This is a genomic window from Halarcobacter ebronensis (assembly GCF_013201825.1).
Classification (GTDB): Bacteria; Campylobacterota; Campylobacteria; order Campylobacterales; family Arcobacteraceae; genus Halarcobacter; species Halarcobacter ebronensis.
Genome location: NZ_CP053836.1, coordinates 535,072 through 561,557, shown reverse-complemented (window position 1 = coordinate 561,557; position 26,486 = coordinate 535,072). Strand labels below are relative to the sequence as shown.

Below are 26,486 nucleotides of genomic sequence, written 5' to 3'. Positions count from 1 at the left end.
CTAATCTCTTTTTATAATATTATCTTCAATAAAGTCTATTTTGCACTCTTTTGTTTCATTAACCAAAGCTCTTGCTACAATATCATCTTCAACAATAATATGCTCCAAATGTAAATTCTTAAGCTCCTCTTTCTCTGAAAATCTTGTAACTTTTACAATAGTTTTTGTATTTAGTGTCAAATCATTAATAACTTCACATATTAGATGAACTTTTTCAGGATTATCAATGGCAACAATAACTGCACAAGCTTGTTTAATATTAACCGATTCTAAAATATGTTTATGAGCTGCATTTCCAAAAATAATTGGTTCATCATCCAAATATCCCATCTCAAAATATTTTAGGTTGTGTTCTACTATTACATACTCATGTCCATCAACTCTTAAATTACTTGCTATCTCTTGTCCTAAATGTCCATATCCAATAACAACAATATGACCTTTTGTATCTTTATCTATATTGTAAGTATTTGATATGGCAAGAGTATCTTCTGGTATCAACTTCCCTGCCAAATTTGACATATTTTTTAAAACTATTGGGGTTAATATCATAGAGATCACTATTGTTACAATAAGTATTTGAGAATAGGTTGGATTTATCAAACTTGAACTTCGTGCAAGTTCTAAAATTGCTAAAGAGAACTCTCCTATTTGAACAAGTGAAAGTGCTGTTTTAAAAGCAACTCTTTTTGTATCATCTATTCTAACAATGGCATATATAATTATATATTTTAAAGAGAGTAAAACTGGAAGTAAAACAAGAATAATCAAAATATTGTTAGCAATTACAGAGAAGTTTATCTGCATCCCTACAGTTATAAAGAAAACCCCTAAAAGAAGATTTCTAAAAGGGGTTAAGTCAGCTTCTACTTGATGTTTAAATTTTGTTTCACTAATCATCATACCTGCAACAAATGCTCCAAGAGAATAGGTAAAGCCAAAATGGTTTGCTAAAAAAGAGGCACCAATTGCAATTAGTAGAACAGAAGCAACAAAAAGCTCATCTGATTCAGCCTTTGTAACATGTTCAAAAAAAGGCTCTAAAAGATATTTCCCAACTATATATAATAAAGCTATTAAAACAAAGGCTGCAACTGTTGTATTAAAAATAAGCCCTACAACATCTTTTCCTGTTGTGGTAAAAAAACTAAGCATAAGTAAAATTGGAATTACTGCAATATCCTGCATAATAAGAATTCCAAGAACTCGCTGACCATGACGTTTTTTTATCTCATTTGTCTCATTATAAGTTTTTAAAACAATTGCCGTTGAAGATAGAGATAAAGCTGCACCAATTACTAAAGAGGTTTTTAAATCAAATCCTAAAATATACATACAAATAAGTACCACAAAGGTAGTTGTTACAATAATTTGCAAACTTCCTGTTATAAATACCTCTTTTCTCATTCTCTTTAGATGTTCAATAGAAAACTCTAAACCAATTGTAAACATTAAAAAGACTACACCAAACTCTGCAATCTCTTTTAGATCATGATTATTAACTGCATTATGTAAATCAAAAACATAGGCTATTATAGTTCCTGTTACTATATAACCAATAATAGTTGGCAAATGAACTTTTTTTAATATTATGTTTACAATAATTGCAATTAAAAGTGTCCATACTATAATACCTAACATCTTTTACCCCAAACTAAATGTAGTGCATCTGCTTATACCCTTCAAGTCTTTTTTTATAAGCTGAATTAAGCATTGCGTTTTTATTATCAAGGAAATCTATTGCTAAACACTCTTGATTTCCTCTACCTATTCTTCCTAGATATTGAACTAGTCTACCATAATATGAGATTGGTGTTGCAAAAATTATTGTATTTAGATGGGGAAAATCTATCCCTTCACCAAAATATGAAGTAGTTGCCAAAATCAAACTCTTCTCTTCAACAAGTTTGATTTTCTCTTCTTGCTCTTTTTTACTTAAACTCCCATGGATAGACACATAATCAATATTTTTGGCATTTAACATCTCTTCTAAAATATTAATATGTTCTATTCTATCAGTTAAAAGTAAAATTTTCCTTTTACTATTTAAAATAATTTGTTCAAGAATCAAACCGTTTCTTTTTTCATCTCTTGATAAATCATTTATAAGTTCTGCATAGGTTTCACTACTACTTCTAAACTCTGTTTTTATAACCTTTAGATGATTTGTTCCATCCCTTTTACTTTTATATTCATAGGCAATTTCACCAAGCTGTTGAAAAAGTATTGGTTGAAGACCATCTTTTCTATTTGGAGTTGCGCTAAGTCCTAAAATATATCTTCCAAAAAAGTTTTTAACAATTTGTTCAAAGGTAACTGCTGGAATGTGATGACACTCATCAACTATTACAAAAGAGTACTCATTGATAATATCAGGGGAATTTTTTAAACTCTGCATTGTTGCCACATCTATTTTACCATTTAGACTATTTTTACTTTTACCCAAATATCCTATTTCACTCTTTTTATAGCCAAAATAGTCAACAAATCTCTGTCTCCATTGATCAAGTAACATATTTTTATTTACAACTATCAAGGTTGAACACTCTCTTAATTCAAACATTTTTGCTCCAAGCAAAGTTTTCCCAAAACCAGGAGGTGCTACACAAATACAAAAATCATTTTTAGATATTTTTTCTATTGCTTCTTGTTGCTCAGGTCTTAATGTAAACTCAACTTTTTTTGTCTCAATTTTTTCTAAATATGTTCTATTTTCTATCAGATAATCTACACTATACTCTCTAAAAAACTCTTTTATTTGATAAATTAAACCCCGTGGAAGTTTTAGATACTTTTCGTCCTCTTCAAAATTTTTTATAACCTTTGGAGTGTTATACAAAGGTTTTCTTAATTTCAATAAAACTTTTATTTGTGGGTTATCAAAAGAGGCAAAAGCTTTAAGCCTATTAATAAAAGTTTTTGAGAGATTTTTTGTTGGTATATATAAAAAATCATAAAGTTTTATCTCCAATCTAAAACTTGGTGTCTCTATATCTTCTAAAATAGGATTTATTGAACTTACACTCTCAAAATCTATATATTTTTCTACAGTTTTCAAAGGCAATCTTTTTATTTTTTGCAAAACTTCCCACTGGTCATCATAAATAGAATTTGTAAAAGCATCAAAAAATACTGTTCTATTCTCATCTCTAAATTTTAGATGTAGAGGTAATTCAATTGGCTCTTCTAAAGAGGCTTTTGATGAGAACTCTTTGTTTGGATATATTTTTGCACTAATATTTGTTTTTCTTAAAATATACTCTGCAAATTTTCTTGCCTCTTTTGCACTAATGCTCCTTTCAAAAAAGAGCCATGCAAAAACAGAATTATAAGAACTATATTCAAATAAAAAGTTCTCTTTTAAAAGAGTAAAAGAGTTTAAAATCTTTGGAATATCACTTTGCAACAGTTCTAAAACAACAAATCTAACTCTATTTTCATCATCAATTAAGTATGAGGCAAGTTGAACTTGACCCCTTAAATGTAGTTCTAAATCTTTGTTAGTAATAGGAAGAAAGTTATTACCCTTAAAGCTTTGGCTAACTGGGTAAAAACTCTGTTTTAAGCCATCTTTGCTTATCCATTTTTTCGCAAAGATGCTTTGGGTATTTATAAATGTATTTTTAAAAAGATCAATCTTCTCTTCTTTAGTAAGCTCTCTTTTAAATCTACTTTTAGACTCTTCTAACTTATCCTCAAGCTCTTTTATTTCAGCTTCAATTTTATCCTTTTGAGAATAAAGCTCGTTTAAACGCTCATAAATTTTTTCGTTCATGTTCAAGTTGTTGTGCAGGACTTAATATTATATTGTTGATTTTATTTTCAACTTCATCATATTTACTAGTAAGGTTTGACCCTTTTCTAATTCCCTGACCTTCAAATTTCCCATCTTCTTCTATAATTAATTCATTATATTTCATATTTCCAATTACTTTACCCTCTGAAAGTATTTGAACCTGATTACAATCTATTTTGCCATCTAAAAGACCACTTACTATTAGATTATTTGCTTTTATATCACCAATTACTTCACCAGTTCTTCCAATTGAAATCATATCCGCTTCAAGAATAACACCTTCAAATTTTCCATCAATATGGATACTTCCTTCAGTTGTAATACCTCCAATAATGCAGGTACCTTGTGCTATTACGGTTGCACCATTTTGAACTGTTCGTTTATTAGCTTTACCAAAGATTCCCATTGAACTCTCCTTTCTTCTGTAAAAATACTATTATAATTTCCTAACTCCCAAGAAATAAAATTTTTTGGGTCTAAAACTTTCAAACCTGATCGTACTTCATAGTGTAGATGTGGAGCAGTACTTCTACCACTATTTCCACTAAGTCCTATCTCTTGATTTTTCCTTATTACATCTCCAGTGTTTACATTAACTTTATATAAATGCGCATAAATTGTCTCAAAACCAAAATTGTGTCTTATTTTTATTACCCGTCCAAAATCACCATCATTTTTTGTTTGAACATAACTTACAACACCATCTGCTGTTGCGTAAACAGTTGTTCTTCTTGCTGCTTTTAAATCTATTCCTCTATGAAATTTCTTTTTGTTTGTGACAGGGTGTATTCTATATCCAAAGGGAGAAGTAACTCTTGTCTCTTTTAAGGGGGAACCACTTGGTATTGATGTTAACATATACATTCTTACAATTGGGCTCATTTTTCTTAAGGTTTCAGCAGTTATTTGTTCTTTCTCTTTATCTCCTTTAAGTCCAATCATCTCTTCTATGTGATCTAATTTAGAACTTAAAGCTTCTATATCTTTTACTTTTCCTTTAATTTGTAGAGAATAGAACTGATTTTGAGCTTGCAGTTTTTTTTCTTTTTCAACAAGAGTTTTAATCTCGTCCTCTTTTAGACTTATTTGCTTCTCTTTCTCCTCTTTTAAATTATCCATTCTAGTATTTAATTCAGAAATAAACCAAAAAGAAGCTCCAATAACAACTACCACAGCTAAAATAATAATTATTATTAGTTTTTTTATTACTTGATGTACATTAAAGGCCCTTGTACCTTGTACATCAGAGATTGTTATTATTAATCTATCTTTCATCTACACTCATATTTTTTAAAAAATTTTCTACAACTGAGAATGATCCAAATACTAAATATTCTTCATCAGCCTTGATACTATCATAAGTAGATACTATTATATTCAAATTTTTACAAATTTCTAATAAATTATTTTCATCTGCTATTCTTTTATTCACAATTTTGCAAATAGTAAGCTTAGAAATTATAGGTTTTAGTATCTCTAAAACAGATTTGTAATCTTTATCTTTATATGAATTATAGATTAGATGTACTTTTTTTTCTTCAAACTCTTTAACTAAAACTTTTGCTGCAAGCGGGTTGTGTCCCACATCAATGGTTATATTTGAAGCAATTTTTTGGCATCTTCCAAATAGTTTAATATCTTCAAAAAGTGATAAATCTATTTTTATATTTAACTGCTTTAAACTCTCTACAACCAAAGCTAAATTTCTATTAATAAACTCTGGAAATTTTTTATTTAATCTATATTTGTCAAACTCTTTTACAGAAATTATCTCAATATCTCTATCAAACTCTTTTTTTAGTTCCTCTTTTACTTTTATAGCTGTAGAATAAACTTCATTATGAATTTGATAGCCAATTAAGATTTTATTATCCGCTGAACGCATCTTTGTTTTTGCTATTTTTTCAATTGAATCTCCAAGAAAATCTTGATGGTCTAAATCTATTGTAGTAACCAATGTTTGTTGGCTTGGAACTACATTTGTTGCATCAAATTCTCCTCCAAGTCCAGCTTCAAATACTAAAAAATCTAATCCATCACTTAAAACTAAAGATAAAAGAGTTGTATATTCAAAGTAGGTAAGTTTTTCTAAAAGAGGCGTTGTCAAATAGTGCTGAAGCTTTTTATTTGCAAAATTTAATTCAAAATCTAAACTATCTCTTCCATTTATCCAAATTCGTTCATTAAATTTTAAAATATGTGGAGAGCTGTAGTGTAGTGTTTTATATCCATTTTTAACTAAATAGTGAGAAAGAAGTCTTCCTGTACTTCCTTTTCCATTTGTTCCAACAATATGAATAAGGTAAGGAATTTTTATAAACTTTGAGAGAATTTGCCAAGATTTCTTTACAATAGAGAAATCTATTTTGTCATAATACATTGTTTTATGACTTAAAATCTCCTCCAAAGAGGATGTTTTTATATTCAACTCAATCCTCTTTTTTAAAAGAATAGATAGCAATTTTTGAAACTACCTCATCTAAAGCTTTACTAGAGGCTTGTCTAATAGCATTAAATCTGTTTGCATCACTAATTTCAGCTCCAGCGTCAATAGAAAAATTATAATCTCCCCTAACTGAAAATGATTTTTTTACTCCCCTTTTATTTAGATTTACAAGAATATTTACAACAGCTTTATAAACTTTTTCATAACCTTGATTATCATATTGTACAACTCCCATAGATACAGAATTTAATTTTAAATCTAAAATTGTATCTGCTTCATTTGGGTTAGTTACTATATTTGAGCCTAATCTATGGATTATAATCTCATTCATACTATCTTTTATAATTGCCGCGTTTCTTGGATCTTCTAATGAAATTATTAAGTTTACAAAAACTTTATTTCCTATTTGATCTTTTGCATAATCAACTGAAGGTTTATAACCACACCCTTGAAATAAAATAACTGCAAAGAAAAAGAAAAGTATATGACTAAGTCTCATTTTATCCCTTTATAACCAAGTTTACAAGTTTGTTTGGAACAACAATCTCTTTTATTATCTCATTACCTTCCAACCATTTAGCTGAATGTTCTTTGGCAATTGATAAAATTTCATCTTTTGAAGCATTTGGACTAACTTCAATTTCACATCTTTTTTTACCATTTATTGTAACTGCAAGGATAATAGAATCTTGTTCAAAAACTTCATCTTTTATCTCTATCTTATTATTAAAGTTCTCTTTATTAAATAGTTTATCCGAAAGCTCCCAACATAAATGTGGAATAATTGGCTCTAAGATATTTGTTAAAATATAGTAACCTTCTGCCCAAACAAGTTCATTGTTTTGTACTTGAAGAGCATTCATTGCTTCCATTGATGCAGCAATTAGAGTATTAAAAGCATATGTTTTATTAAATACATCATTTGATTTTTGTAAAGCTTCATATACTTTTCTTCTAGCCTCTTTTTCCTCTTTATTAAGTGTTTTATGCTCTATCTCTTTAAAGTTTTTAACTGCATTTTCTGTAACATTTGAACTTCTGTCAGTAAATCTTTTTATAAATCTAAAAGCTCCATCAACTGCACTATCGTTCCACTCTAACTCTTTTGTTGGTGGTGCTGCAAAAAGGATAAACATTCTAGCTGTATCTGCTCCATATTTTTCAACAATTAAATCTGGATCTACAACATTCCCTTTAGATTTAGACATTTTTGCCCCATCTTTTAAAACCATTCCTTGAGTTAATAGTTTTTTAAATGGTTCCCTTGAGTTTGTATATCCTAAATCATTTAATACTTTAGTGAAAAATCTTGCATAAAGTAGGTGTAAAATTGCATGTTCAATTCCACCAATATATTGGTCAACATCCATCCAATAATCACTATCTGGTTTTGAAATCCCCTCTTTAGTCCATTTTTGCGGATTTGTTGCATATCTTAAGAAGTACCAAGATGATTGAACAAAAGTATCTAATGTATCAGTCTCTCTTATTGCATCTTTCCCACATTTTGGACATTTACACTTTTTCCATGTTGGATGATTATCTAAAGGGTTTCCTTCCCCTGTAATCTCAACATCTTCTGGAAGAGCTATAGGAAGATTTTCTGTTTTTTCGGGAACTAAACCACAAGAGTCACAATGAACAAAAGGGATTGGAGCTCCCCAATATCTTTGTCTTGAAACTCCCCAATCTCTTAGTTTAAAGTTAATCTGTTTTGTTCCAAGTGAATTTTGTTCAAAATGGTACATAATAGATTTTTTTGCTTTTGTATTTTTATGCCCTGTGAAACTCTCTGAATCTATAAGTTCGCCCTCACCTGTGTAAGCTTCACTCATTTTTTCAATTATCCCATCAGGTCCAACAATTACTTGTTTGATTGGAAGGTTATACTCTCTTGCAAACTCAAAATCTCTTTGGTCATGTGCTGGAACAGCCATAACAGCTCCCCCACCATACGAACTTAATACAAAGTTTGCAACCCACACAGGTATTTTTTTTGCTGTTAAAGGATGAATTACATCTATTTCTAAAGAGATACCCTCTTTTGGCATAGTTGCTCTATCCCTTTCACTTACTTTTTGCATAGCTTTAATAGCTTCAATTTTTGAATCAGGAAGTAGTTTATTTTCAACTATATATTTTACAATTGGGTGTTCAGGAGCAAGTGCTGAGTATGAAACTCCATAAATTGTATCTGGTCTTGTTGTAAATACTTTATAAGAAGCAAACTGTTTATCAAGTTTATATCTAGACTCTTTTGATAATTCAAAACTAAACTCTAAACCTTCACTTCTTCCAATCCAGTTCTCTTGCATTGTTAAAACTTGTGATGGCCATTGTCCCTCTAAAGTTTTTAAATCATCAAGCAGTTCTTGAGCATATTTAGTAATTGCAATGTAATAACCTGGCATCTCTTTTTGTTCAACAGGAGTATCACATCTCCAACAACAACCCTCTTCCACTTGTTCATTTGCTAAAACAGTGTGGCAAGGTTCACACCAGTTAACTATTGTAGATTTTCTATATAAAAGACCAGCTTCATACATTTTGATAATAAACTCTTGTTCCCATCTTGTATACAACTCATCTGAAGTAGCAAACTCTCTTTTTGTTGAAAAAGATAGTCCAAGAGCTTTTAACTCATCTCTCATATAATCAATATTTTCATAAGTCCATTTTTTTGGATGTAGTTTGTGTTTTATTGCTGCATTTTCTGCTGGCATACCAAAACTGTCCCAACCAATCGGGTGAAGTACATTAAAGTCTGCTTTTCTAAAATATCTTGCAAAAGCATCACCTAAACAATAGTTTCTAACGTGTCCCATATGAATTCTACCACTTGGGTAAGGGAACATACTCAAAATATATTTTTTCTCTTTTTTTAAATCATTTAGTGGTTCAAAACTTCCATTTTCATTCCAATAATTTTGCCACTTAGCCTCAATTTCCTTTGGATTATACTCCATTAATATTCATCCTTATCTTGACTTTTTGCGCTCTCAATTAATGCTAATGCGATTGAGAATAGATTTGCTACAATTGCACCTATTGCAAGGGCTGTAGCCATAGGCTCATCACCAATAAAGGTTAATACCATAAATGCAGGAATAAGGTGTAAATCTGCAACCAATGAACTTGCTAATAACTCTGCTGCGAGTAAGTTTTTAACACCGATTTTTAAAATAGTTGATATAACATTAACCCCTGCAGCTAAAAAAAGCGCCACAGCATTTGGCTCATAAAGAAACCCTGCCGTTGTAGTTAAAGACATAAGTGAAAAGAATATGTAAGTGACCTTACCCCAATCCATGATATAATCCTTCGTATTTGTTCTTAAAGGAGATATTTTATCTAAAATATCATAAAAAAGAGTTTGTAAGCGCCTATCTTATTTGATTACTCTGTTATTCTTAGCACTTATTATTAATTGATAAATTAGATAAAGAATAACAAGTTTTAAAAGAAGTTCCAAAATCAAAACTGCGCCAAAATCTAACTCAAAAAAGTGAAGTGGGTTTAGATTATTTAAAAGAAACTGTAGTGAAAAATCATTTGTTACAACAAAATAAAGACCAACCAAAGTTATTATTAGAAGTCTAAATCTATTTTTTGCACTATCAAAAAAGACAATATTGAAAATACAGTACCAAACAAAAGCAGTTACAGCCAAACCAACTAAAATCTCAGTTGTAAGAGTGTGAGGAATATCTACAGAGTACTCTACATACTTGTCAACAAATATAAACTCTACAATAGCAGCTACAACTTCAAATAAGAATATCCAAAATAAAACTAACTTCCAGTTTGTTGAGTTTTGTGAAGTTATTTTATCAAAGTTATCTTTTACTTTTTTTAGTTTCTCTTTATTCATAGTGATTTCTCATTTTAAATGTAGTTTTAATATTTTATTATTTTTTAAATTATAACATTAATTAGTATTAAAAGGGTGTTAAAAAATAGATATTTTTTAGAAATCATTTTTTACTTTCGTCTTGTATTTTGTCTAATTTATAAAATCTATTGTTTTTAATCTATGCGTAAAGTTTCCTTGTGACATTAAGTCACAAGATTTCCTTTTCTTCTGTGCCAACTGAAATTGGTCACGCTTACAACCTTTTTACCTGCAAGCAGGATTACATGTTGAAAAAGGTTGTGCCTTGTGCTTGCACTCTCTTTGAGAAAAGCAATCAAACAGTTGTTAAAGCTCTTACAGAGTTTCTTCGATTTTTACTTTTTAAAGCTAGTCTGAACTAAAGAGTTAGTCGCGAAATTTAAAGAATTAAAAAATCTTTGATTTTTTATCAATATCCTTTCCAACCTCTACAACTACCAAAAAGATAGAAAAATATTTATGAAACCGCGTGAGGATTGTTTGACGAAAGAAAAGATACTAAATGTATCTTTTATGAAGGAGTTCCGCAACGCAATAAATATTTTTATATTTTTGAGGGTATTTGCTTTAGCAAACAGTGAAGCCGTTGGTGGTTTTTTGCAATACTTTTTTCTATAAAAAAGTATTAAAGCGCTATTCTTTGCAAGAGAGAGCAAGAGAATTTAAAAGCTTCAGCTTTTAGAAGAAGAAGTTCTTTCCATAAATAAATGTCACAAAAATATTTCTATATAAAGGTTTTTATTTATTTAAATTTTGAGGATAAATCAAGAAAGAAAGATGATTTATAAGTGATTTTACTGAAGTAAATGAGCGAAATAAATCATCGCATCTGACGACGATTTATTCCAAAAGGTGAATAAAGAAAAATCTTTATTAAACTGTTCCCTTCTCATACATAGCTCTCATTTTCTCTTTCTCTTTTTGTCTTTTTAACTTATCAGCCTCTTTAGCTCTAAAGTTTGTAACAGAGAATTTTAACTGTACCAAAAATGATGCAGCGATAAAGATAGATGAGTAAGTACCTACAATAATACCTACAACAAGTGTAAAGGCAAAACCATGGATAATTTCTCCACCAAAAGCAAATAGTGTTACAACCACAAAGAAAGTTGTTAATGAAGTAAGTGTTGTTCTAGATAGTGTTCTACTTACTGATTCATTTACTACACTACTAAGTTCAGTCTCTTTTGAACTTTGAATTCCCTCTCTAACCCTGTCAAATACAATAATTGTATCGTTTAGTGAGTATCCAAGAAGAGTTAGAATTGCTGCTAGAATATCTAAGTTTACTTCCACACTAAAAAGAGAGATAGCTCCCATTGCTATTGTAATATCGTGGGCTAAAGCTAAAATAGAAGCAACTGCAAATCTCCACTCAAATCTAAAAGATACATAAATCAAAATTACAAAAAGTGAAAGACCTAGAGCCATAATCCCTTTTTCTCTAAGTTCTCCACCAACTTTTGGTCCAACCATATCAACTCTTCTTACTTCAAAGTTTCCTGTTGAATCCAAAATTTTGTGCATTTGGTCACCAATATCATTTTTAAGATTTGATGAAGAACCTGTTATTCTTATTACTACTTCTTGAGGTGAACCAAACTCAGTTATTGATGAACCTTTGTATTCAGTATCGTTTAAAACATCTCTAATTTTATCAATTGGAGCTTTTTGGTCATACTTAACTTGTACAATAGTACCACCTGCAAAGTCAATACCAAAATTTAATCCTTTTGTTGTAAGAAAAAAGATTGAAGCAATAAGTAAAATAGCTGACAAACCAAGAAATGGGATTCTTTTTCCCATAAAATCATATACTTTTTCGTTGTTAAAAATTTCCATTATTTAATCCCAAACCATTTTCTTAAGTTTTTATCTTTGGCAATTTTTGGCATTAATGCTTCATAAATACCATGAGTTCCTAAAATTGCAGTTAACATTGAAGCTAAGATACCAATAGAGATAGTTACAGCAAATCCTTTAACTGGCCCAGTACCATAAGCATATAAAATCACAGCTGCTAATAAAGTTGTAATATTTGCATCAAGAATTGCGCTCATTGCATTTGAGTATCCATCCTCTACAGCTTTTGGTATAGACATGCCACTTCTTAAAAGTTCTCTTATTCTCTCACTGATAATTACATTGGCATCAACAGCCATACCAACTGTTAATACAATACCAGCCATCCCTGGAAGTGTCAAAGTCGCACCAAACATAGCCATAATAGAGATAATAATAAAGATGTTTGATACTAAAGCAACATTTGCGATAACCCCTGCATTTCTATAATAAACGATCATAAAGATAAATACAGCAGCAAAACCTGAAATAAGAGCCATCATTGAAGCATTAATTGAATCTGCACCCAAACTTGGTCCAACACTTCTTTTTTCAAGTAGTTCAACTGAAGCAGGAAGAGCACCAGATCTTAAAGCAATAGCAACATTTCCAGCTTCTATAGTTGAGAAACCACCAGAAATCTGACCACTTCCTCCACCAATTCTTTCTCTGATATTTGGAGCAGAATAGACTTTTCCATCAAGAACAATTGCCAATCTTTTCCCCACATTTTTACCTGTAAAATCACCAAAAATTCTTGAACCACTTGAATTAAGTGTAAAATTAATAATTGGTTGGTGAGATTGATCAAAAGCAACTTTTGCATCTATTACTTGACTTCCATTTAAGATAGGAATCTCTTTTACTAGATATTTAATTTTTGGATTTCTACTATCCTCTAAAATAATATCTCCATATTGTGCTGCTTGATAAGTTGTTAAAGCATAAACTTGATCAGCTCTCTCTTCATCAACAGCCATTAGCTCAAGATTTGCTGGCTTTGAGATAAGTTCCCTTGCTGCTTTTTCATCTTCAGCTGTTTTGATACCTGGAAGTTCAACAACAATATCAGTTTCACCTTGTCTAATAACAGTAGGCTCAGCTAAACCAAACTGGTCAAGTCTATTTCTAATAGTTTCAACAGCTTGTGCAACAGCTAAATCTTTTGTTGTAACTTTTTCTGCTTCTGTTAAAGTAACGTTATAGTTTAAGTTCTCTTTTGTTACTTTAAGTCCTTTTATGTTCTCAAGCATTGTGTCAACTTTTGGCAGTTCATCTTTATCTAAAACAGTAAATTGAACACTTCCATCTTTAATAGATAATTCATCTATTAAAATCTCTTCATCCTCTGCAAAATATTTTATAGAGGTAGCAACTGATTTTACTTTTGATGTTACGGCTTCTTCAGTTTTTACTCCAAGAAGCATATGTAATCCACCTTGCAAATCAAGTCCCAAAGAGATTTTTTTACCAGAATCAGTTTGTAAAAAAGAGGGGATAGAGAATGCAACTCCAAAAATAATACTCAGCATAAAAATAATTAGTCTATAATTAAAGATTTTCAATCTTAGTCCTTAGGTGTGAGTGTATAAAACATAGAAAGTTAAAACATGTAAGGATACATGTTTTAAAATTTCATTTAGTCTAATAGTTTAGCGACAAACTCTTTTGCAAGCTTCATCTCGCTTCCATCATGGTTTTTAACTAATAAAAATTCATCTTCGACTTTAGTAATTTCTACCATTAAGCCACCATTTGTTACAATTTTGTCACTTTTTTTTAATTCTGCAATCATTTGCTTATGCTGTTTAGCTTGTTTTTGTTGCGGTCTTATGATTAAAAAATAAAAAATTGCGAATAACGCCACTAGAGGTAATAATGAGCTTATTAAATCTGCACTTGAACCTTGCATTAGATTTCCTTTTAAAAGAGATTATTCTATGTTTTTAGTAAAACGCGACAATTTTAACAAAACTTATATAATAAAAGGCTTGATGATAGCTTTATTTTTTAGTGCCTTTATATATCTAGCTCATTTTAATCTTGAATCAAAACTTTTTAATACCATACTTGGATTACTTGGAATATATTTTGTTTTAATATCAAAAAAACAGACACTTTTTTTTACTGGTTTTTTTATTGGACTCTTTTGGTTTTATTGGGTTGGAAACTCATTTGTTTATTATGATTTAGCTTACTTAAAACCTATTGTTCCCTTTGCTTTTGCTCTTGTTTATGGTTTTTTATTCTTTCTTATCTCAATTGTTGAATTTACCTTTTATAAAGCTGCTATTCTTTTTATTTTTTCATATATTCACCCCTTTGGTTTTAACTGGTTTGTTCCAGATTTAGTCTTTATAAATAGCTATTTTAAAGCAGACAAACCCTCTTTTGCAATTGTTTTAATCTCTCTTTTTCTTTTTATAAATTTTAAAACCAAATGGAAAGTTTTTGCTTTGCTTCCTCTTCTTTATATCTATACAAATAGTGGAGAGTATATAGATAATCCTAAACTAAAAATCTCAATGCCACAAATAAATGTTAATCAAGATAGAAAATGGGCAAAAGATAATCTTTCAAATGTTATTGATGAAAATTTTAGATTAATAGAAGAGGCAATAAAAGAGAAAAAAGATTTGATTATTCTTCCAGAGACTGCTTTTCCCATTGTTTTAAACAAAGATGAATTTGTTTTAACTAGACTTTTTGAGTTATCAAAACATATTAACATAGTTGTTGGAGCTTTATATTATGAAGATAATAACTACTACAACACCACCTATTATTTTAATAAAATGAAAGCAAAAATTGCCAAAAAAGTTGTTCTGGTTCCTTTTGGAGAGAAGATTCCTTTACCAAAATTTATGGTTGACTTTATAAATAATACTTTCTATAATGGAGCTCAAGATTATAAAGAAGCAAAAACTCCAACTGATTTTGAGATTAATGGAATCAAATTTAGAAATGCTATTTGTTATGAAGCTACAAGCGAAACACTTTTTAAAAATTTAGATGGAATTAAATATATGATAGCAACTTCAAATAATGCTTGGTTTACCCCTTCTATTGAGCCAACTCTACAAAATTTGCTTTTAAAATATTATGCAAAAAGATATGATATTACAATCTTACACTCAGTAAATGGGAGTGAAAACGGGATAATTAGACCTTAAAGCTCTTTTTTATCTCTTCTAATATCTTATCTTTTTCTAGTTCATCTTCAATTTGTAAGTTTAAAGCGTAATCCAAAATCTCTTTAAACTTTTTATTTGGTTTAAATCCAAGTTTTATTAAATCTCTTCCTTGAACCAAAGGTTTTACACCTTCATGGGAAATATTCATTAGCCTTGCATGTTCCAAAAGCCATTTTACAGCCTCATCACATTTATCTTTATTTTTTATTTTTCTGCCTTTGCAATCTGCAAGACAAACTATACAAAGATCTTCAATACTACATTTAAGAGATAACCTTTTTACAGCTTTTAAAGAGGAGTCAGCTTTAAAAAGTTGAAAAGGTGCCAAGTGATTTTTTACTAAAGGAACTACTTTTTCTATAAATTTTTTCTCTCTTGTTAGTTTTTGTAGAAAAGATATTGTTGGTTCAACACCCAAAGTCTCATGCTTATGAGAGGTTATTCTTCCATCTATCTCTTTAGTGCAAAAGGGTTTTCCTAAATCATGGCATAAAACTGCAAAAAATAGATAAAGGTCTTTATACTCATCTCCAGTTTTTAATTTTGCCATCTCATCAATACTAAGTAGAGTATGAACCCAAACGTCACCTTCGGGATGAAACTCTTTATCTTGAACACAATTAACCAATGCCTCTAATTCACTATAATATTTCAAAATACCTAACTCTTTTAAAAGCTCTAATCCAAGTGAAGGTTTTTGTGATTTTAAAAATAGTTTTTTAAGCTCTTCAAAAACTCTCTCTTTTGGCAAAGATTCAAACTCTTTAGTTAAAACCATCTTTTTGCAAAGTTTAGAAGTTGAACTATGAAGGGTTAGATTAAATCTTCCAACAAACTGAACAGCTCTATAGACTCTAAGTGCATCCTCTATAAAAGTTTCATCTTTTATATGTTTTAAAATACCGTTTTTTAAATCTTCTAATCCATTGTATGGATCTAAAAACTCTTTTGTAAAGTAGTTATATCCTATTGCGTTTATAGTAAAATCTCTTCTTAAAGAGGCTTCCATAAAAGAGAGTTTTGAAGAGGTTATAACTTCAAAAGCTCTATGCCCCTCTCCAACTTTTTTTTCGACTCTTGCTAAGGCAAAATCAAAGCTATACTCTTTTGTTGTTAATAGAAGAACACCAAAAGATTTGCCAACCTCTTTGAGCTGTCCAAACTTTTTTAAAGAGTCTTCAATTTGCTCTAAAGAGTCAATATTATATAGTTCAATATCATAATCTTTTGATGGAATATTTAAAATGTGGTCTCTAACACAACCACCAACGAGTATTGGCAAAACACCAATACTCTTTAATTCATATAAGATATCCTCTAAAATTTTAGGGATATTAATCTTTGTTGTAGTGATGAACATCCCGTTGAGGATAAGGGATAGTTATCCCCTCTTTATCTAATGTAAGTTTTATATTTTCAGTTAAATCAAATTTAAAAGCCCAATAATCAGGAGTATTAACCCAAGCTCTAACAACAAAGTTTACAGAAGAGTCAGCCAATTCTGATACAGCTACTGTTATATCTTTCTCTTTTAATACTCTTTCATCTGCTTCAACAATAGAAGTTAAAATCTCTTTTGCTTTTTTAATATCATCATCATAAGAGATTCCAATAAGCAAATCAACTCTTCTTTGAGGTTTTGCATTAATATTTGTTATTGATCCACTTGTAATTGAACCATTTGGAATAATCATCTTTTGATTATCAGGAGTAATCATAATTGTATTGAAAATTGATACCTCTTCAACAGTTCCTGTAACTCCAGCTGCATTGATAACATCTCCAACTTTAAATGGTCTAAATAGAATAATCATAACACCAGCTGCAAAATTTCCTAAAGAGTCTTTTAGAGCTAAACCAATTGCAAGACCAGCTGCACCTAAAATTGCAAAAAATGAAGTTGTATCAACACCTAGTTGTTTTAGTGCTGTTAAGATAACAATAACCATTAAAACATAGTAGATAATGTCATCTAAAAAATTTGCCAATGTTTTATCAAACTTATCATTTTTAAGCATAAGTTTTTGCGTGATATCAGCAATTTTTTTTGCTAACCATTTTCCTATAATAAAGATTACAATTGCAATTGCAACATTTAAAGCATAAAGTCCTATCATATCCGAAACAGTCTCAACACTTCCCATTTTATCTCCTAATTTTTTTGGCAATTATACCATATATAGTTACAAATAAGCTTCAATATTATTTAAGTTTTTCTAGTAGATAGTTTGTAACCTCATCAACTTTTATTTCAGTTTTTTCCAAAGTTTTTCTATCAACTACTTCAACTAAACCATCTTGAAGTTTTTTACCAACTACAACTGCATAAGGGAAACCTATAAGCTCAAAATCACTCATTTTGAAACCAAATCTTTGTTGAATTCTATCATCAATCAAAACCTCAACTCCTGAAGCTTTTAAAGAGTTATATATTTTCATTCCCTCTGCTAACTCATCTTCATTTTTTGCATTTGAAACTATTATATCAACCAAAAATGGAGCTGTCTCTTTTGTCCAAATACAACCTTTTTCATCATGGTTTTGTTCAATTACAGCTGCAACTAATCTACTAACTCCAATTCCATAACATCCCATAACAAAAGGTTGTGCTTTTCCATTTGAATCTAAGAATTTTGCATCCATTGCTTGTGAGTATTTAGTTCCAAGTTGGAAAATATGTCCAGCTTCAATCCCTTTTTTATACTCCAATTTTCCACCACAACAAGAGCAAGTATCTCCCTCTTGAACTGCAATAAGATCTGCAAAATTTAGATTTTGTAGTGAAGTTAAATCTACACCTTTATAGTGATAGTTTTCTTCATTTGCTCCACAAACTAGATTATTATCCTCTTTTAACTCATTATCAACAAATACTTTGATATTTTCAGGTAAATCAATAATTCCACAATATCCTGGAACTAAGCCTGCTGCTTTTACCTCTTCTTCACTTGCATCTTCCAAACTTAAAGCAGCGACTGCATTACAAGCTTTTGTCTCCTCTAGCTCATCTACTCCTCTTACAAAAAACAGAACAACTTCAGATGAGTTTTCATAAACAGCTTTTTTCATAACTGCTTTCATTGAATAAAAAGCATCTGCTTTTAAAAAATCACTAACTTCTGCTATTGTTTTACAATTTGGTGTTTTTACTTTTTCTAAAGATACTGTTTCCAATGGCTCTTTTTTGTTTGGTTTTCTAACTGCTGCTTCAATATTTGCTCCATATTCACAACTTGGGCAAATTACAAGAGTATCTTCCCCTGAGTTAGCTAAAACCATAAACTCTTTTGAACCACTTCCACCAATAGCTCCACTATCTGCTGAAACTACTCTATAATCAAGTCCTAATCTATTGTAAACATTTTTATATGTTTGCTCCATAAGATTGAACTCTCTTACTAAATCTTCATGGCTAGCATGGAAAGAGTAGGCATCTTTCATTAAAAATTCTCTACCTCTCATAAGTCCAAATCTAGGTCTTGCTTCATCTCTAAATTTTGTATAGATTTGATAAAGATTAATTGGTAAATCTTTATATGAAGTGATTCTGTTTTTTACCATATTTACAACAGCCTCTTCATTTGTTGGGCTTAAAACAAATCCCATACCTTTTCTATCTTTGAATTTTAAAAGTTCAGCTCCCATGGCAGTTGCTCTACCTGACTCTTCCCAAAATGATAAAGGAGTTACAAAACCAAATTGCACTTCATTTGCACCGCTTTTGTCCATCTCCTCTTTTACAACTGCTCTAATTTTATCTAATACAATTTTTCCTAAAGGCATATAATCATAAATACCAGCACCAGTTTGAAGTATAAAACCAGCTCTTATTAAAAATTGATGCGAAGGAAGTGTTGCATCACTTGGTGTCTCTTTTGTTGTTGGTATAAACATTTGAGAAAATTTCATTTTTATTTAATCCTATTAATTTATTTTAAATTTATCACAGTCATGACTACTTGACATATTTACATCAGATTTTAATCCAAAAATTGATTGTACTGTGCCAACTACAATATCACACTTATTCTCTTTAGAGATAGTTTTTATTTGATTTTGAGGTTGATGTAAATACTCTGCAATTACTGTTTGGCAAAGTTTTCTAATATTTTCCTCATCATCTTTTCTAATAAATCTCTTTTTCAAAGCAGTTTTTATCTTTTTTTCTATAATCTCATCAGCTTTTAAATACATATGTTTAACAACTGGTTCAATCTCTAGTGATTTTAACCACTCAAAAAACTCTAAAGACATTTTATTTACTATTGAGTATGCAGTTTTCGCCTGCTCTGCTCTTAAACTCATATTACTATTTACAATATCTTGTAAATCATCTACAGAATAGATCATAAGATTTGGTGATTCAATATCATCTATATCTCTTGGAACAGCAATATCAAACCAATATCTCTCAAAACTACAATCTTTTGTCATCTCTTGGGTAATAATTGGATATGGAGCTGAAGTTGCTGTTATCATAACTGGGAATTCATTTAATAACTCTTCTAATTTACTATACTCTTCAACTGCCACATATTGTTCGTAAGTATCTGCAAGCATTTGTGCTTTTTTAATATCCCTACTTGTTAACACAACATCAAAACCTGAAGAGAGAAGGTGTTTTATTGTAAGTTCACTCATCTCTCCTGCGCCAATAACAAGTGCTTTTACCCCAGAAGTATTTCCAATAATCTCTTTTGCTTTTGCAACAGCTGTACTTGCAACTGATACTGAACCTGTTCCTAAACTTGTAGCATTTCTAACTGCTGCTGCACACTTAAATGAGTAGTGCAAAGCTCTTGGAAGGTTTTGGTCACAGTAATCTTTTGCCAAAGAGAATCTAAAGGCATCTTTTAACTGTCCAACAATTTGTGTTTCACCAATAACCAAAGAATCAAGAGCAGAAGCAACTGAAAAAAGATGGTGAATTGCCCCATCATTTTCATAAATATCTGCTCTATCATATAGATTGTCAAAATCTATTTTTGAGTAGTCACTTAATTTTTTTATAATAGCTTTTGAGGCTTTATCCGTACTATTTACAGAGGTAATTATCTCAACTCTATTACAGGTTGAGAGAAGGATTGCCTCTTTTACATTTTCATCACTTACTAACTGTTTTAAAAATCTATCTTTATTCTCTTCATTTGGAAATGCCAGTTTCTCTCTTGTTTGAATATCTGTATTTTTGTGTGAGAAACTAATACTTAAATAACTCATAATTAAACTCTCTTTGCATATCTATATTTTAAAATTCTCTATTTATCATTGCATACATAATTTGAACTAAAGACTCATTGTTTTCATCTTTTACTGCATCAATTGCTTCAAGTCCTAGCTCTTTTGCTAGTTTTATTGAATCTTCTAAAGCTTTTGTTTGAATCATCTGTTCTTTTATCCAATTTGACTCTTCTAAACTTAAACTCTTTTTGTATAAAGATTCAAGTTTTGTTTTATCTTCAACTCTTTCATGAAGTAGAAGATATGGAATAGTAACTTTACCTTCAACAAAATCTAACATAGCAGGTTTTCCTAAAGTTTCACTATCTTGAGTAATATCCAAAATATCATCTATCATTTGAAAAGCAAGACCTAAGTTTTTTCCATAAAGTGCATATTTGCTTTTCTCTTTTTTAGACAAAATTGCAGCTGCTTTTGCTGAAGCCTCTATAAGTGAAGCTGTTTTTTTATAAATCATATCAAGGTATTTTTCATAAGAGGTATTGAAACTTTGTGTTAAATCCACATCTAACATCTCTCCAATACTTAAAAGAGTAACTGCATTTGCAACTGTGTAAGCTATCTCTTTATCCATTTGACTAAGTTCAGTAAAGGCCTTTGAGTAAAGTACATCTCCAAACATAATTGCTGTTTTATTATCAAACAAAGCATTAATAGAGGCTTTTCCTCTTCTTGTATCTGCTTCATCTATTACATCATCATGTAGAAGTGAAGAGGCATGAATCATCTCAATAACTGCGCAAAGTTTTATTGACTCTTCATTAACTCCCGTAATTTTTAGGATAAGTTTACTTCTTAACATCTTCCCTGTTGCAAGTAAATCAAGTAACTCTAAACTCTTTTTATCATTACACTCAACTACAAACTTCTTTATCTGCTCTTTAACTTTTTCTAACTCTTCCACAATAAACCTTATGAATCTAATCTAGTGACTATATCTCCTGTTAATTCAACATATAGTCCTTTTTTCATCTGCTCTACTTCATCTAAATTTCTAATAACATACTCTTTGATTACTCTATTTATATCAAACTCTTCATCCATCTCTTTTGATAAAAGTAGCTCCATTACTGCAAGTTTCTCCAAGAGTTTGTCAAATTCATCTTCAACAATCTCTTTATTTGCACTTCTTGCTATATCAAAATATTTAGATTTTGCAGATCCAATAAAAATATCATCTTCATCCTCTAAAAACCAATCTTTTGACATACTATTTACTCCTTTAAAAGGTCCCATTTTAAAGGGACCTTTTATTTTATAACTTCATTAAAGAGAACAACGAGTTGTTCTTAGCTTTCTAATCTAACTCTTACAGATTTTGCATGAGCTGTTAAACCTTCTGTATCAGCTAATATGGCACAAGCTTCACCAAGCTCATTTATAGCAGCTTTTGAGAAGTTTATAATAGAACTTTTTTTCATAAAATTTTCTACATTTAAAGGACTATAAAATTTAGCTGTACTTCCTGTTGGAAGTGTATGATTTGGTCCTGCTATATAATCTCCTATTGGCTCAGGAGTATTCTCTCCTAAAAATATTGCACCAGCATGTTTAACTTTTGGCAAAATTTCAAAAGGATTTGCTGTCATAACCTCAAGGTGCTCAGGAGCAATTTCATTCATTAAATCAATTGCCTCTTGCATATTAGAAGCTACAATTATTGCTCCCCTATCTTCTATAGATTTTCTTGCAATTTTTTCTCTACTTAGAGTTTTTAAATAGTTCTCTACCTCTTGTGAAGTTTTATTTGCAATCTCTTCATCAATTGTAATCATAATAGAGCTTGCCATCTCATCGTGCTCTGCCTGTGAGAGTAAATCAATTGCCAAATATTTAGGATTAGCGCTACTATCACTTAAAACTCCAATTTCTGAAGGCCCAGCAATCATATCAATATTTACTTCACCAAATACAAGTTTTTTTGCAGTTGCAACAAAAATATTTCCAGGTCCTGTTATTACATCAACTTTTGGAATTGTTTGTGTTCCATAAGCCATAGCTGCAATTGCACTTGCACCTCCAACTTTGAAAGCTTTACTTACTTTACAGATGTGACATGCTGCAAGAAGTAACTCATTTACTTCATTATTTGGTGTTGGAGTACAAACAACTATCTCTTCAACTCCTGCAACAAGTGCTGGAATTGCATTCATTAAAAGTGAACTTGGATATGCAGCTTTGCCTCCAGGAATATAAAGCCCTGCTCTATCAACAGGAGTTACTTTTTGACCTAAAATTGTTCCATTTTTTTCAAAATCTAACCAAGATTTAGGAAGTTGTTTTTCGTGATATGTTTTGATTCTATCATAAGCTGTATGAAGAGCTTTTTTTAAGTTTTCATCTAACTTTTCATAAGCTTTTTTCATTTCATCTTGTGAAATCATAAGCTCAGAATCACTCTTTACTTCCCATTTATCAAACTTTGCTATATGAGATTTTAGAGCTTCATTTCCATTTTCAATAATCTCATCAATAATTCCTGTAACTATTGCGGAAACCTCTTTGATATCTGTTTTTGCTCTTGATAAAATATTTTCAAATTCTGTTTTAAAATTTGAATTTGTTGTCTTTATAATCTTCATTACATCTTTCCTAATATCTCTTTTGTTATCTCTTCTATTGTTCTATTCTCTACATTTACTATAATATCTGCAACTTTTTCATAATCTTTAACCCTTTGGCTATAGATATTTTTTGCCTCTTCTAAATTTGTAAGAAGTGGTCTTTTTTTAAGTTTTGCTTGTGCATTCTCTGAATTATTTATTCTTTTTAAAATACCATCAAAGCTAGATTCCAGGTAAATTATTTTCCCAATATTATGGATATTTTCTTGTCTAAAAAAACCACCACCAGTTGAGATGATTGTATTATCTACATTTTTTTCAAGCCAAAGTGCGCACTTTTTTTCTAAGTTTCTAAAGTAAGGTTCACCCTCTTCACTAAAAATCTTTTTAATCTTTTTGTTTTCAACACTCTCTATTAAATCATCAGTATCTATTGCAAAATAATTTGATGCTTTTACTAAGGCTCTTGCTATTGTGCCTTTCCCAACACCCATAAAGCCAATTAAAATTATATTGTTTTTTTTATCCAATTAAAATTACCTTATATCAAATGCGCAGATTATACCTAAAGTTAAGTAAAATATTAATTTTTATTGTAAAGGCAGCCTCATTATAAACTCTGCACCTTTATAGCTTTTATCATTGTAATTAAAATATGTAGTTCTTGCTTCTATTGAACCTTCCATATGTTTTTCAATAATCATCTGCGTCATATATAAACCTATTCCAGTACCTTGTTTTTTATGTTTTGTTGTAAAATATGGCTCAAAAATACTTTTAAGTATCTTTTCATCTATTCCACCAGCATTATCTTTGATACTTACAGTTATATTTCTCTCACTCTTTTTAATATCAATAAAGATATATTTCTCATCTTCAACTTTTTCTAAAGCATCTTTTGCATTATAAAAAATATTTATTAGTGCTTGTGTAAACTCATTTTCATAGCTGTTGATTGTTATATCCTCTTTGTTTAAAAAAACAAGCTCAATAGAGTTTGTTTTTAACATACCCTCTATTAGACTTATATTTTTTTCAACTGCTTTTAAAATTGAAAAATCAATCTTCTTTTTATCTGTTTTGAAAAAATTTCTAAAATCTTCTATGGTTTCAGATAAGTGCTGTGAAGTCTCATTTATTCTACTTAAATCTTTTAATTCATCTTCTAAAGTTGATATTCCTAAATCTCTTTTTAGCTCAATCCCCGTAGCTAAGGAACTAATTAAACTAAGTGGTTGTCTCCATTGGTGTGCAATATTTTCAAGCATCTGCCCCATTGCTGCCATTTTTGACTGTTGGAAAAGAAGCTGTTCTTTCTGTTTTGTCTCTGAAATATCCACAACAACAGAGATTCTTACACTCTTTGAGTTGATAATTGCATTTGTTCCTTTGGCTATAACATCAATAATTGTGCCATCTCTTTTTATACCTTTAGCTTCATAACTTTTATAATAATTGCTTGTTCTATTTTTTGCAATAACTTTATAGGTTTCAATAGGAACAAAGGTTCTTATATGTTTACCAATAATATCTTTTTTTGAATCATAACCAAACATTTTATGAGCTACTTCATTAGAGTCAATACAGATATCATCTTCAAAAATAAATATTGCTTCATGAACAGAGTTAATCATTACTTCAAAATCTTTTATTGAATTCTCTAATTTCTTTTTTGTTTCAATTAACTCAGTATTAGATTTATTAAGTTTTTTCTGCTGTTTTTTTAGTACTTTATTATGTTTTGTAACTTGTAGATGTCTATAAAATAAAAAAATACCTATTATTAAAAGCAGTAATCCCATTTGATAAAAGAGTTCATAATCAAATCCTGATTCAACTTTTATAGAGATATAGTTATTGATTATCTCTTGTTTTGTCTTCTCATCTATTGATGCCACTGCTTTTTGTAAAATTTCAAAAAGAGTTGAATCATCATTTCTAACACCAATACTTAAATCAGAATTATAATCAAACTTTCCACTGATTTTTAGTTCTCCAATATACCTATGTTGGAGATTATATGCAACTGTAGGCAAAGCACCTACAAAACCAAAAAGTTCCCCTTTTGCAACTTTTTTTAATCCCTCTTCAATATTTTCTACATCAACTATTTTATTCTCTGGATAAGCACTTCTTAAAAGTTCATTTATTGCATACCCTTCAACTATACCTACATTCTCTTTTTTTATAATTTTACTTGGTTCAGAAATAAAAAGCTCATTTGTATTAGTTGCTATAACTAAAGGAAAAGAGACATAAGGAGTTGTAAAATTCATATATTTTAATCTGCTTGGAGTAGCTAAAGCAAGAGAGAAGATATCACATTTTCTCTGTTTTGCAAACTCCATTGACTCTTTCCAAGTTTTTGTAGGAATAAGTTTTATTGGGATACCAATTTTTTCTGATATTATTGACATAAACTCTGAAGTCATTCCTATATGTTTACCGTTCTGTATTTTTTCATAAGGCATCCAATTTGGATCGATACACATATTAATAACTCTTTTATTAGCTATATACTCTTTTTGCTTTGAAGACAAAGATAAAACAGAATCTTTATTCTGTCCAAAATCAAAAACTATATCATCTATATTTACATCATTATTTTTAATCAAACCATCACTAATTAGCTCATTTAAATTTCTTTTTAATAGTTGTTTATTAACTTCACCAATCTTATAAATAGTTGGCATAATAAGTTTATCAATCTGTTTTGCCTCAAAGCTAAGTGCTGCTTTCTCTTTTCTTTTTGAGTATTTGTTATATATAACATCAACTATTTCATCTTTATGTTTAAGGGCATATTCCCAACCTCTATTTGTAGCTTCAACAAATTTTTTTACTAAGTCTGGTCTTTGTTTAGTTGTCTCTAAAGTTGTAAAAACATTAACTCCAGAACCATAAATTCCATAGGTTTGAGGATCAATAATATTATATGGAATATTTGATTTCCTAATATAATAGAGTTCATTTGATAAATATGCACTCATGGCATCTATATTACCCTCAATAAACTCTTTTGCAGAGTAGCTATGTTGTATAAAATTATATTCATTATTTTTGATATTAAATTTTTTAAAAAGTGTATTTAAAGTTGAAACTTCCATCTCATTTTTTTCAGCCATTATTCTTTTGCCTTTTAAATCAAAAGGAGTAACAATATCTTGCTTTGTAACAAGAACTAAAGCTGAACGTTTAAAATAGTTGGCAATAAGTTTTAAAGAATCTTTCCCTTTTTCCAAGTTAAGTAAAGAAAAATCATAAATAGAAAAGGTACTCTGTCCTGACATTAAATCTTTAACAATATCAATACCATCTTTAAACTCTTTTATTTCAACATCAAGTCCTACTTCTTTGTAAAAGCCTTCCTCTTTTGCAGCAATAAATCCTGCATATTCAAATTGATATTTCCAATTTAATTGAACAGAGATTTTTTCAAGATTTGTTTCGGAAGAGATAAGGGATTGTACACACAAAAAAAAGAGTAAAAGTTTTTTTATCAAGTTGAAAT

22 protein-coding genes are annotated in these 26,486 nt (G+C 29.9%); 1 reads left to right on the top strand and 21 read right to left on the bottom strand.

The annotated features are described in order from the left end of the window. The 12 genes from AEBR_RS02840 to yajC all read right to left on the bottom strand — a co-directional run bounded on the left by AEBR_RS02840 (position 1) and on the right by yajC (position 13,888). Positions 1-1,641 carry a cation:proton antiporter gene (locus AEBR_RS02840; RefSeq protein ID WP_129086967.1) on the bottom strand — a complete coding sequence of 547 codons (1,641 nt, stop codon included), beginning with the start codon at positions 1,639-1,641 and terminating at the stop codon, positions 1-3. A gap of 13 nt (positions 1,642-1,654) precedes the next feature. Further along, positions 1,655-3,775 (bottom strand): DEAD/DEAH box helicase, encoded by a 2,121-nt coding sequence (locus AEBR_RS02835; protein WP_172658841.1) that lies wholly within the window; start codon positions 3,773-3,775, stop codon positions 1,655-1,657. Continuing rightward, positions 3,756-4,202, bottom strand: a complete 447-nt coding sequence (locus AEBR_RS02830; RefSeq protein WP_128980078.1) for a bactofilin family protein — start codon at positions 4,200-4,202, stop codon at positions 3,756-3,758. Before AEBR_RS02830 ends, AEBR_RS02835 begins: the two co-directional genes overlap by 20 nt. Continuing rightward, a complete protein-coding gene (locus AEBR_RS02825) occupies positions 4,148-5,071 on the bottom strand; it encodes a M23 family metallopeptidase (RefSeq protein WP_128980076.1) in 924 nt (307 codons plus the stop codon). Before AEBR_RS02825 ends, AEBR_RS02830 begins: the two co-directional genes overlap by 55 nt. After that, positions 5,061-6,224: a bifunctional folylpolyglutamate synthase/dihydrofolate synthase gene (locus AEBR_RS02820; RefSeq protein WP_228712168.1), complete on the bottom strand. Its 1,164-nt coding sequence runs from the start codon at positions 6,222-6,224 to the stop codon at positions 5,061-5,063. The genes AEBR_RS02825 and AEBR_RS02820 overlap by 11 nt, the downstream gene beginning before the upstream one ends. 1 nt (position 6,225) lies before the next feature. Continuing rightward, entirely contained in the window at positions 6,226-6,741 is a 516-nt protein-coding gene (locus tag AEBR_RS02815; RefSeq protein WP_129086966.1) for an LPS assembly lipoprotein LptE, read from the bottom strand. Between the two features lies 1 nt (position 6,742). Beyond that, a complete protein-coding gene (leuS, locus tag AEBR_RS02810) occupies positions 6,743-9,208 on the bottom strand; it encodes a leucine--tRNA ligase (RefSeq protein ID WP_129086965.1) in 2,466 nt (821 codons plus the stop codon). Beyond that, positions 9,208-9,552: a DUF6394 family protein gene (locus AEBR_RS02805; protein ID WP_128980070.1), complete on the bottom strand. Its 345-nt coding sequence runs from the start codon at positions 9,550-9,552 to the stop codon at positions 9,208-9,210. The genes leuS and AEBR_RS02805 overlap by 1 nt, the downstream gene beginning before the upstream one ends. A 78-nt stretch (positions 9,553-9,630) precedes the next feature. Then, positions 9,631-10,113 (bottom strand): hypothetical protein, encoded by a 483-nt coding sequence (locus AEBR_RS02800; protein ID WP_129086964.1) that lies wholly within the window; start codon positions 10,111-10,113, stop codon positions 9,631-9,633. A gap of 894 nt (positions 10,114-11,007) precedes the next feature. Then, positions 11,008-11,976 carry a protein translocase subunit SecF gene (gene secF, locus AEBR_RS02795; protein WP_128980064.1) on the bottom strand — a complete coding sequence of 323 codons (969 nt, stop codon included), beginning with the start codon at positions 11,974-11,976 and terminating at the stop codon, positions 11,008-11,010. After that, a complete protein-coding gene (secD, locus tag AEBR_RS02790; protein WP_228711975.1) occupies positions 11,976-13,508 on the bottom strand; it encodes a protein translocase subunit SecD in 1,533 nt (510 codons plus the stop codon). Before secD ends, secF begins: the two co-directional genes overlap by 1 nt. Before the next feature lie 107 nt (positions 13,509-13,615). After that, entirely contained in the window at positions 13,616-13,888 is a 273-nt protein-coding gene (gene yajC / locus AEBR_RS02785) for a preprotein translocase subunit YajC (protein ID WP_129086963.1), read from the bottom strand. Positions 13,889-13,916: 28 nt separating this feature from the next. Here yajC and AEBR_RS02780 point away from each other — a divergent pair, with 28 nt between their 5' ends. Then, on the top strand, positions 13,917-15,149 hold the full coding sequence (locus AEBR_RS02780) for an apolipoprotein N-acyltransferase (RefSeq protein ID WP_129086962.1): 1,233 nt from the start codon (positions 13,917-13,919) through the stop codon (positions 15,147-15,149). On the opposite strand, the gene AEBR_RS02775 is transcribed toward AEBR_RS02780, so the two are convergent. The 9 genes from AEBR_RS02775 to AEBR_RS02735 all read right to left on the bottom strand — a co-directional run bounded on the left by AEBR_RS02775 (position 15,139) and on the right by AEBR_RS02735 (position 26,478). Beyond that, positions 15,139-16,530: a CCA tRNA nucleotidyltransferase gene (locus AEBR_RS02775; RefSeq protein WP_129086961.1), complete on the bottom strand. Its 1,392-nt coding sequence runs from the start codon at positions 16,528-16,530 to the stop codon at positions 15,139-15,141. The two genes, AEBR_RS02780 and AEBR_RS02775, sit on opposite strands and share 11 nt — an antisense overlap. Continuing rightward, a complete protein-coding gene (locus AEBR_RS02770; RefSeq protein WP_129086960.1) occupies positions 16,505-17,314 on the bottom strand; it encodes a mechanosensitive ion channel family protein in 810 nt (269 codons plus the stop codon). The genes AEBR_RS02775 and AEBR_RS02770 overlap by 26 nt, the downstream gene beginning before the upstream one ends. Positions 17,315-17,372: 58 nt before the next feature. Further along, positions 17,373-19,079 (bottom strand): proline--tRNA ligase, encoded by a 1,707-nt coding sequence (locus tag AEBR_RS02765; RefSeq protein ID WP_129086959.1) that lies wholly within the window; start codon positions 19,077-19,079, stop codon positions 17,373-17,375. 15 nt (positions 19,080-19,094) lie between these two features. Further along, positions 19,095-20,390, bottom strand: a complete 1,296-nt coding sequence (hemA, locus tag AEBR_RS02760; protein WP_129086958.1) for a glutamyl-tRNA reductase — start codon at positions 20,388-20,390, stop codon at positions 19,095-19,097. Between the two features lie 28 nt (positions 20,391-20,418). Then, on the bottom strand, positions 20,419-21,315 hold the full coding sequence (locus AEBR_RS02755; protein ID WP_129086957.1) for a polyprenyl synthetase family protein: 897 nt from the start codon (positions 21,313-21,315) through the stop codon (positions 20,419-20,421). Between the two features lie 8 nt (positions 21,316-21,323). Next, positions 21,324-21,620 (bottom strand): DUF2018 family protein, encoded by a 297-nt coding sequence (locus AEBR_RS02750; RefSeq protein ID WP_228712167.1) that lies wholly within the window; start codon positions 21,618-21,620, stop codon positions 21,324-21,326. A gap of 80 nt (positions 21,621-21,700) precedes the next feature. After that, positions 21,701-22,993: a histidinol dehydrogenase gene (gene hisD / locus AEBR_RS02745; RefSeq protein WP_129086955.1), complete on the bottom strand. Its 1,293-nt coding sequence runs from the start codon at positions 22,991-22,993 to the stop codon at positions 21,701-21,703. Further along, positions 22,993-23,505 (bottom strand): shikimate kinase, encoded by a 513-nt coding sequence (locus tag AEBR_RS02740; protein ID WP_228712166.1) that lies wholly within the window; start codon positions 23,503-23,505, stop codon positions 22,993-22,995. The genes hisD and AEBR_RS02740 overlap by 1 nt, the downstream gene beginning before the upstream one ends. A gap of 60 nt (positions 23,506-23,565) precedes the next feature. Then, on the bottom strand, positions 23,566-26,478 hold the full coding sequence (locus tag AEBR_RS02735; protein ID WP_129086954.1) for an ABC transporter substrate-binding protein: 2,913 nt from the start codon (positions 26,476-26,478) through the stop codon (positions 23,566-23,568). Positions 26,479-26,486 lie beyond the last annotated feature (8 nt).

Coding starts and splice junctions, on each gene's coding strand:
- AEBR_RS02840 (WP_129086967.1), bottom strand. CDS start 1,641: ATGTTAGGTATTATAGTATGGACACTTTTAATTGCAATTATTGTAAAC.
- AEBR_RS02835 (WP_172658841.1), bottom strand. CDS start 3,775: ATGAACGAAAAAATTTATGAGCGTTTAAACGAGCTTTATTCTCAAAAG.
- AEBR_RS02830 (WP_128980078.1), bottom strand. CDS start 4,202: ATGGGAATCTTTGGTAAAGCTAATAAACGAACAGTTCAAAATGGTGCA.
- AEBR_RS02825 (WP_128980076.1), bottom strand. CDS start 5,071: ATGAAAGATAGATTAATAATAACAATCTCTGATGTACAAGGTACAAGG.
- AEBR_RS02815 (WP_129086966.1), bottom strand. CDS start 6,741: ATGAGACTTAGTCATATACTTTTCTTTTTCTTTGCAGTTATTTTATTT.
- leuS (WP_129086965.1), bottom strand. CDS start 9,208: ATGGAGTATAATCCAAAGGAAATTGAGGCTAAGTGGCAAAATTATTGG.
- AEBR_RS02805 (WP_128980070.1), bottom strand. CDS start 9,552: ATGGATTGGGGTAAGGTCACTTACATATTCTTTTCACTTATGTCTTTA.
- AEBR_RS02800 (WP_129086964.1), bottom strand. CDS start 10,113: ATGAATAAAGAGAAACTAAAAAAAGTAAAAGATAACTTTGATAAAATA.
- secF (WP_128980064.1), bottom strand. CDS start 11,976: ATGGAAATTTTTAACAACGAAAAAGTATATGATTTTATGGGAAAAAGA.
- secD (WP_228711975.1), bottom strand. CDS start 13,508: ATGCTGAGTATTATTTTTGGAGTTGCATTCTCTATCCCCTCTTTTTTA.
- yajC (WP_129086963.1), bottom strand. CDS start 13,888: ATGCAAGGTTCAAGTGCAGATTTAATAAGCTCATTATTACCTCTAGTG.
- AEBR_RS02780 (WP_129086962.1), top strand. CDS start 13,917: ATGTTTTTAGTAAAACGCGACAATTTTAACAAAACTTATATAATAAAA.
- AEBR_RS02775 (WP_129086961.1), bottom strand. CDS start 16,530: ATGTTCATCACTACAACAAAGATTAATATCCCTAAAATTTTAGAGGAT.
- AEBR_RS02770 (WP_129086960.1), bottom strand. CDS start 17,314: ATGGGAAGTGTTGAGACTGTTTCGGATATGATAGGACTTTATGCTTTA.
- AEBR_RS02765 (WP_129086959.1), bottom strand. CDS start 19,079: ATGAAATTTTCTCAAATGTTTATACCAACAACAAAAGAGACACCAAGT.
- hemA (WP_129086958.1), bottom strand. CDS start 20,390: ATGAGTTATTTAAGTATTAGTTTCTCACACAAAAATACAGATATTCAA.
- AEBR_RS02750 (WP_228712167.1), bottom strand. CDS start 21,620: ATGTCAAAAGATTGGTTTTTAGAGGATGAAGATGATATTTTTATTGGA.
- hisD (WP_129086955.1), bottom strand. CDS start 22,993: ATGAAGATTATAAAGACAACAAATTCAAATTTTAAAACAGAATTTGAA.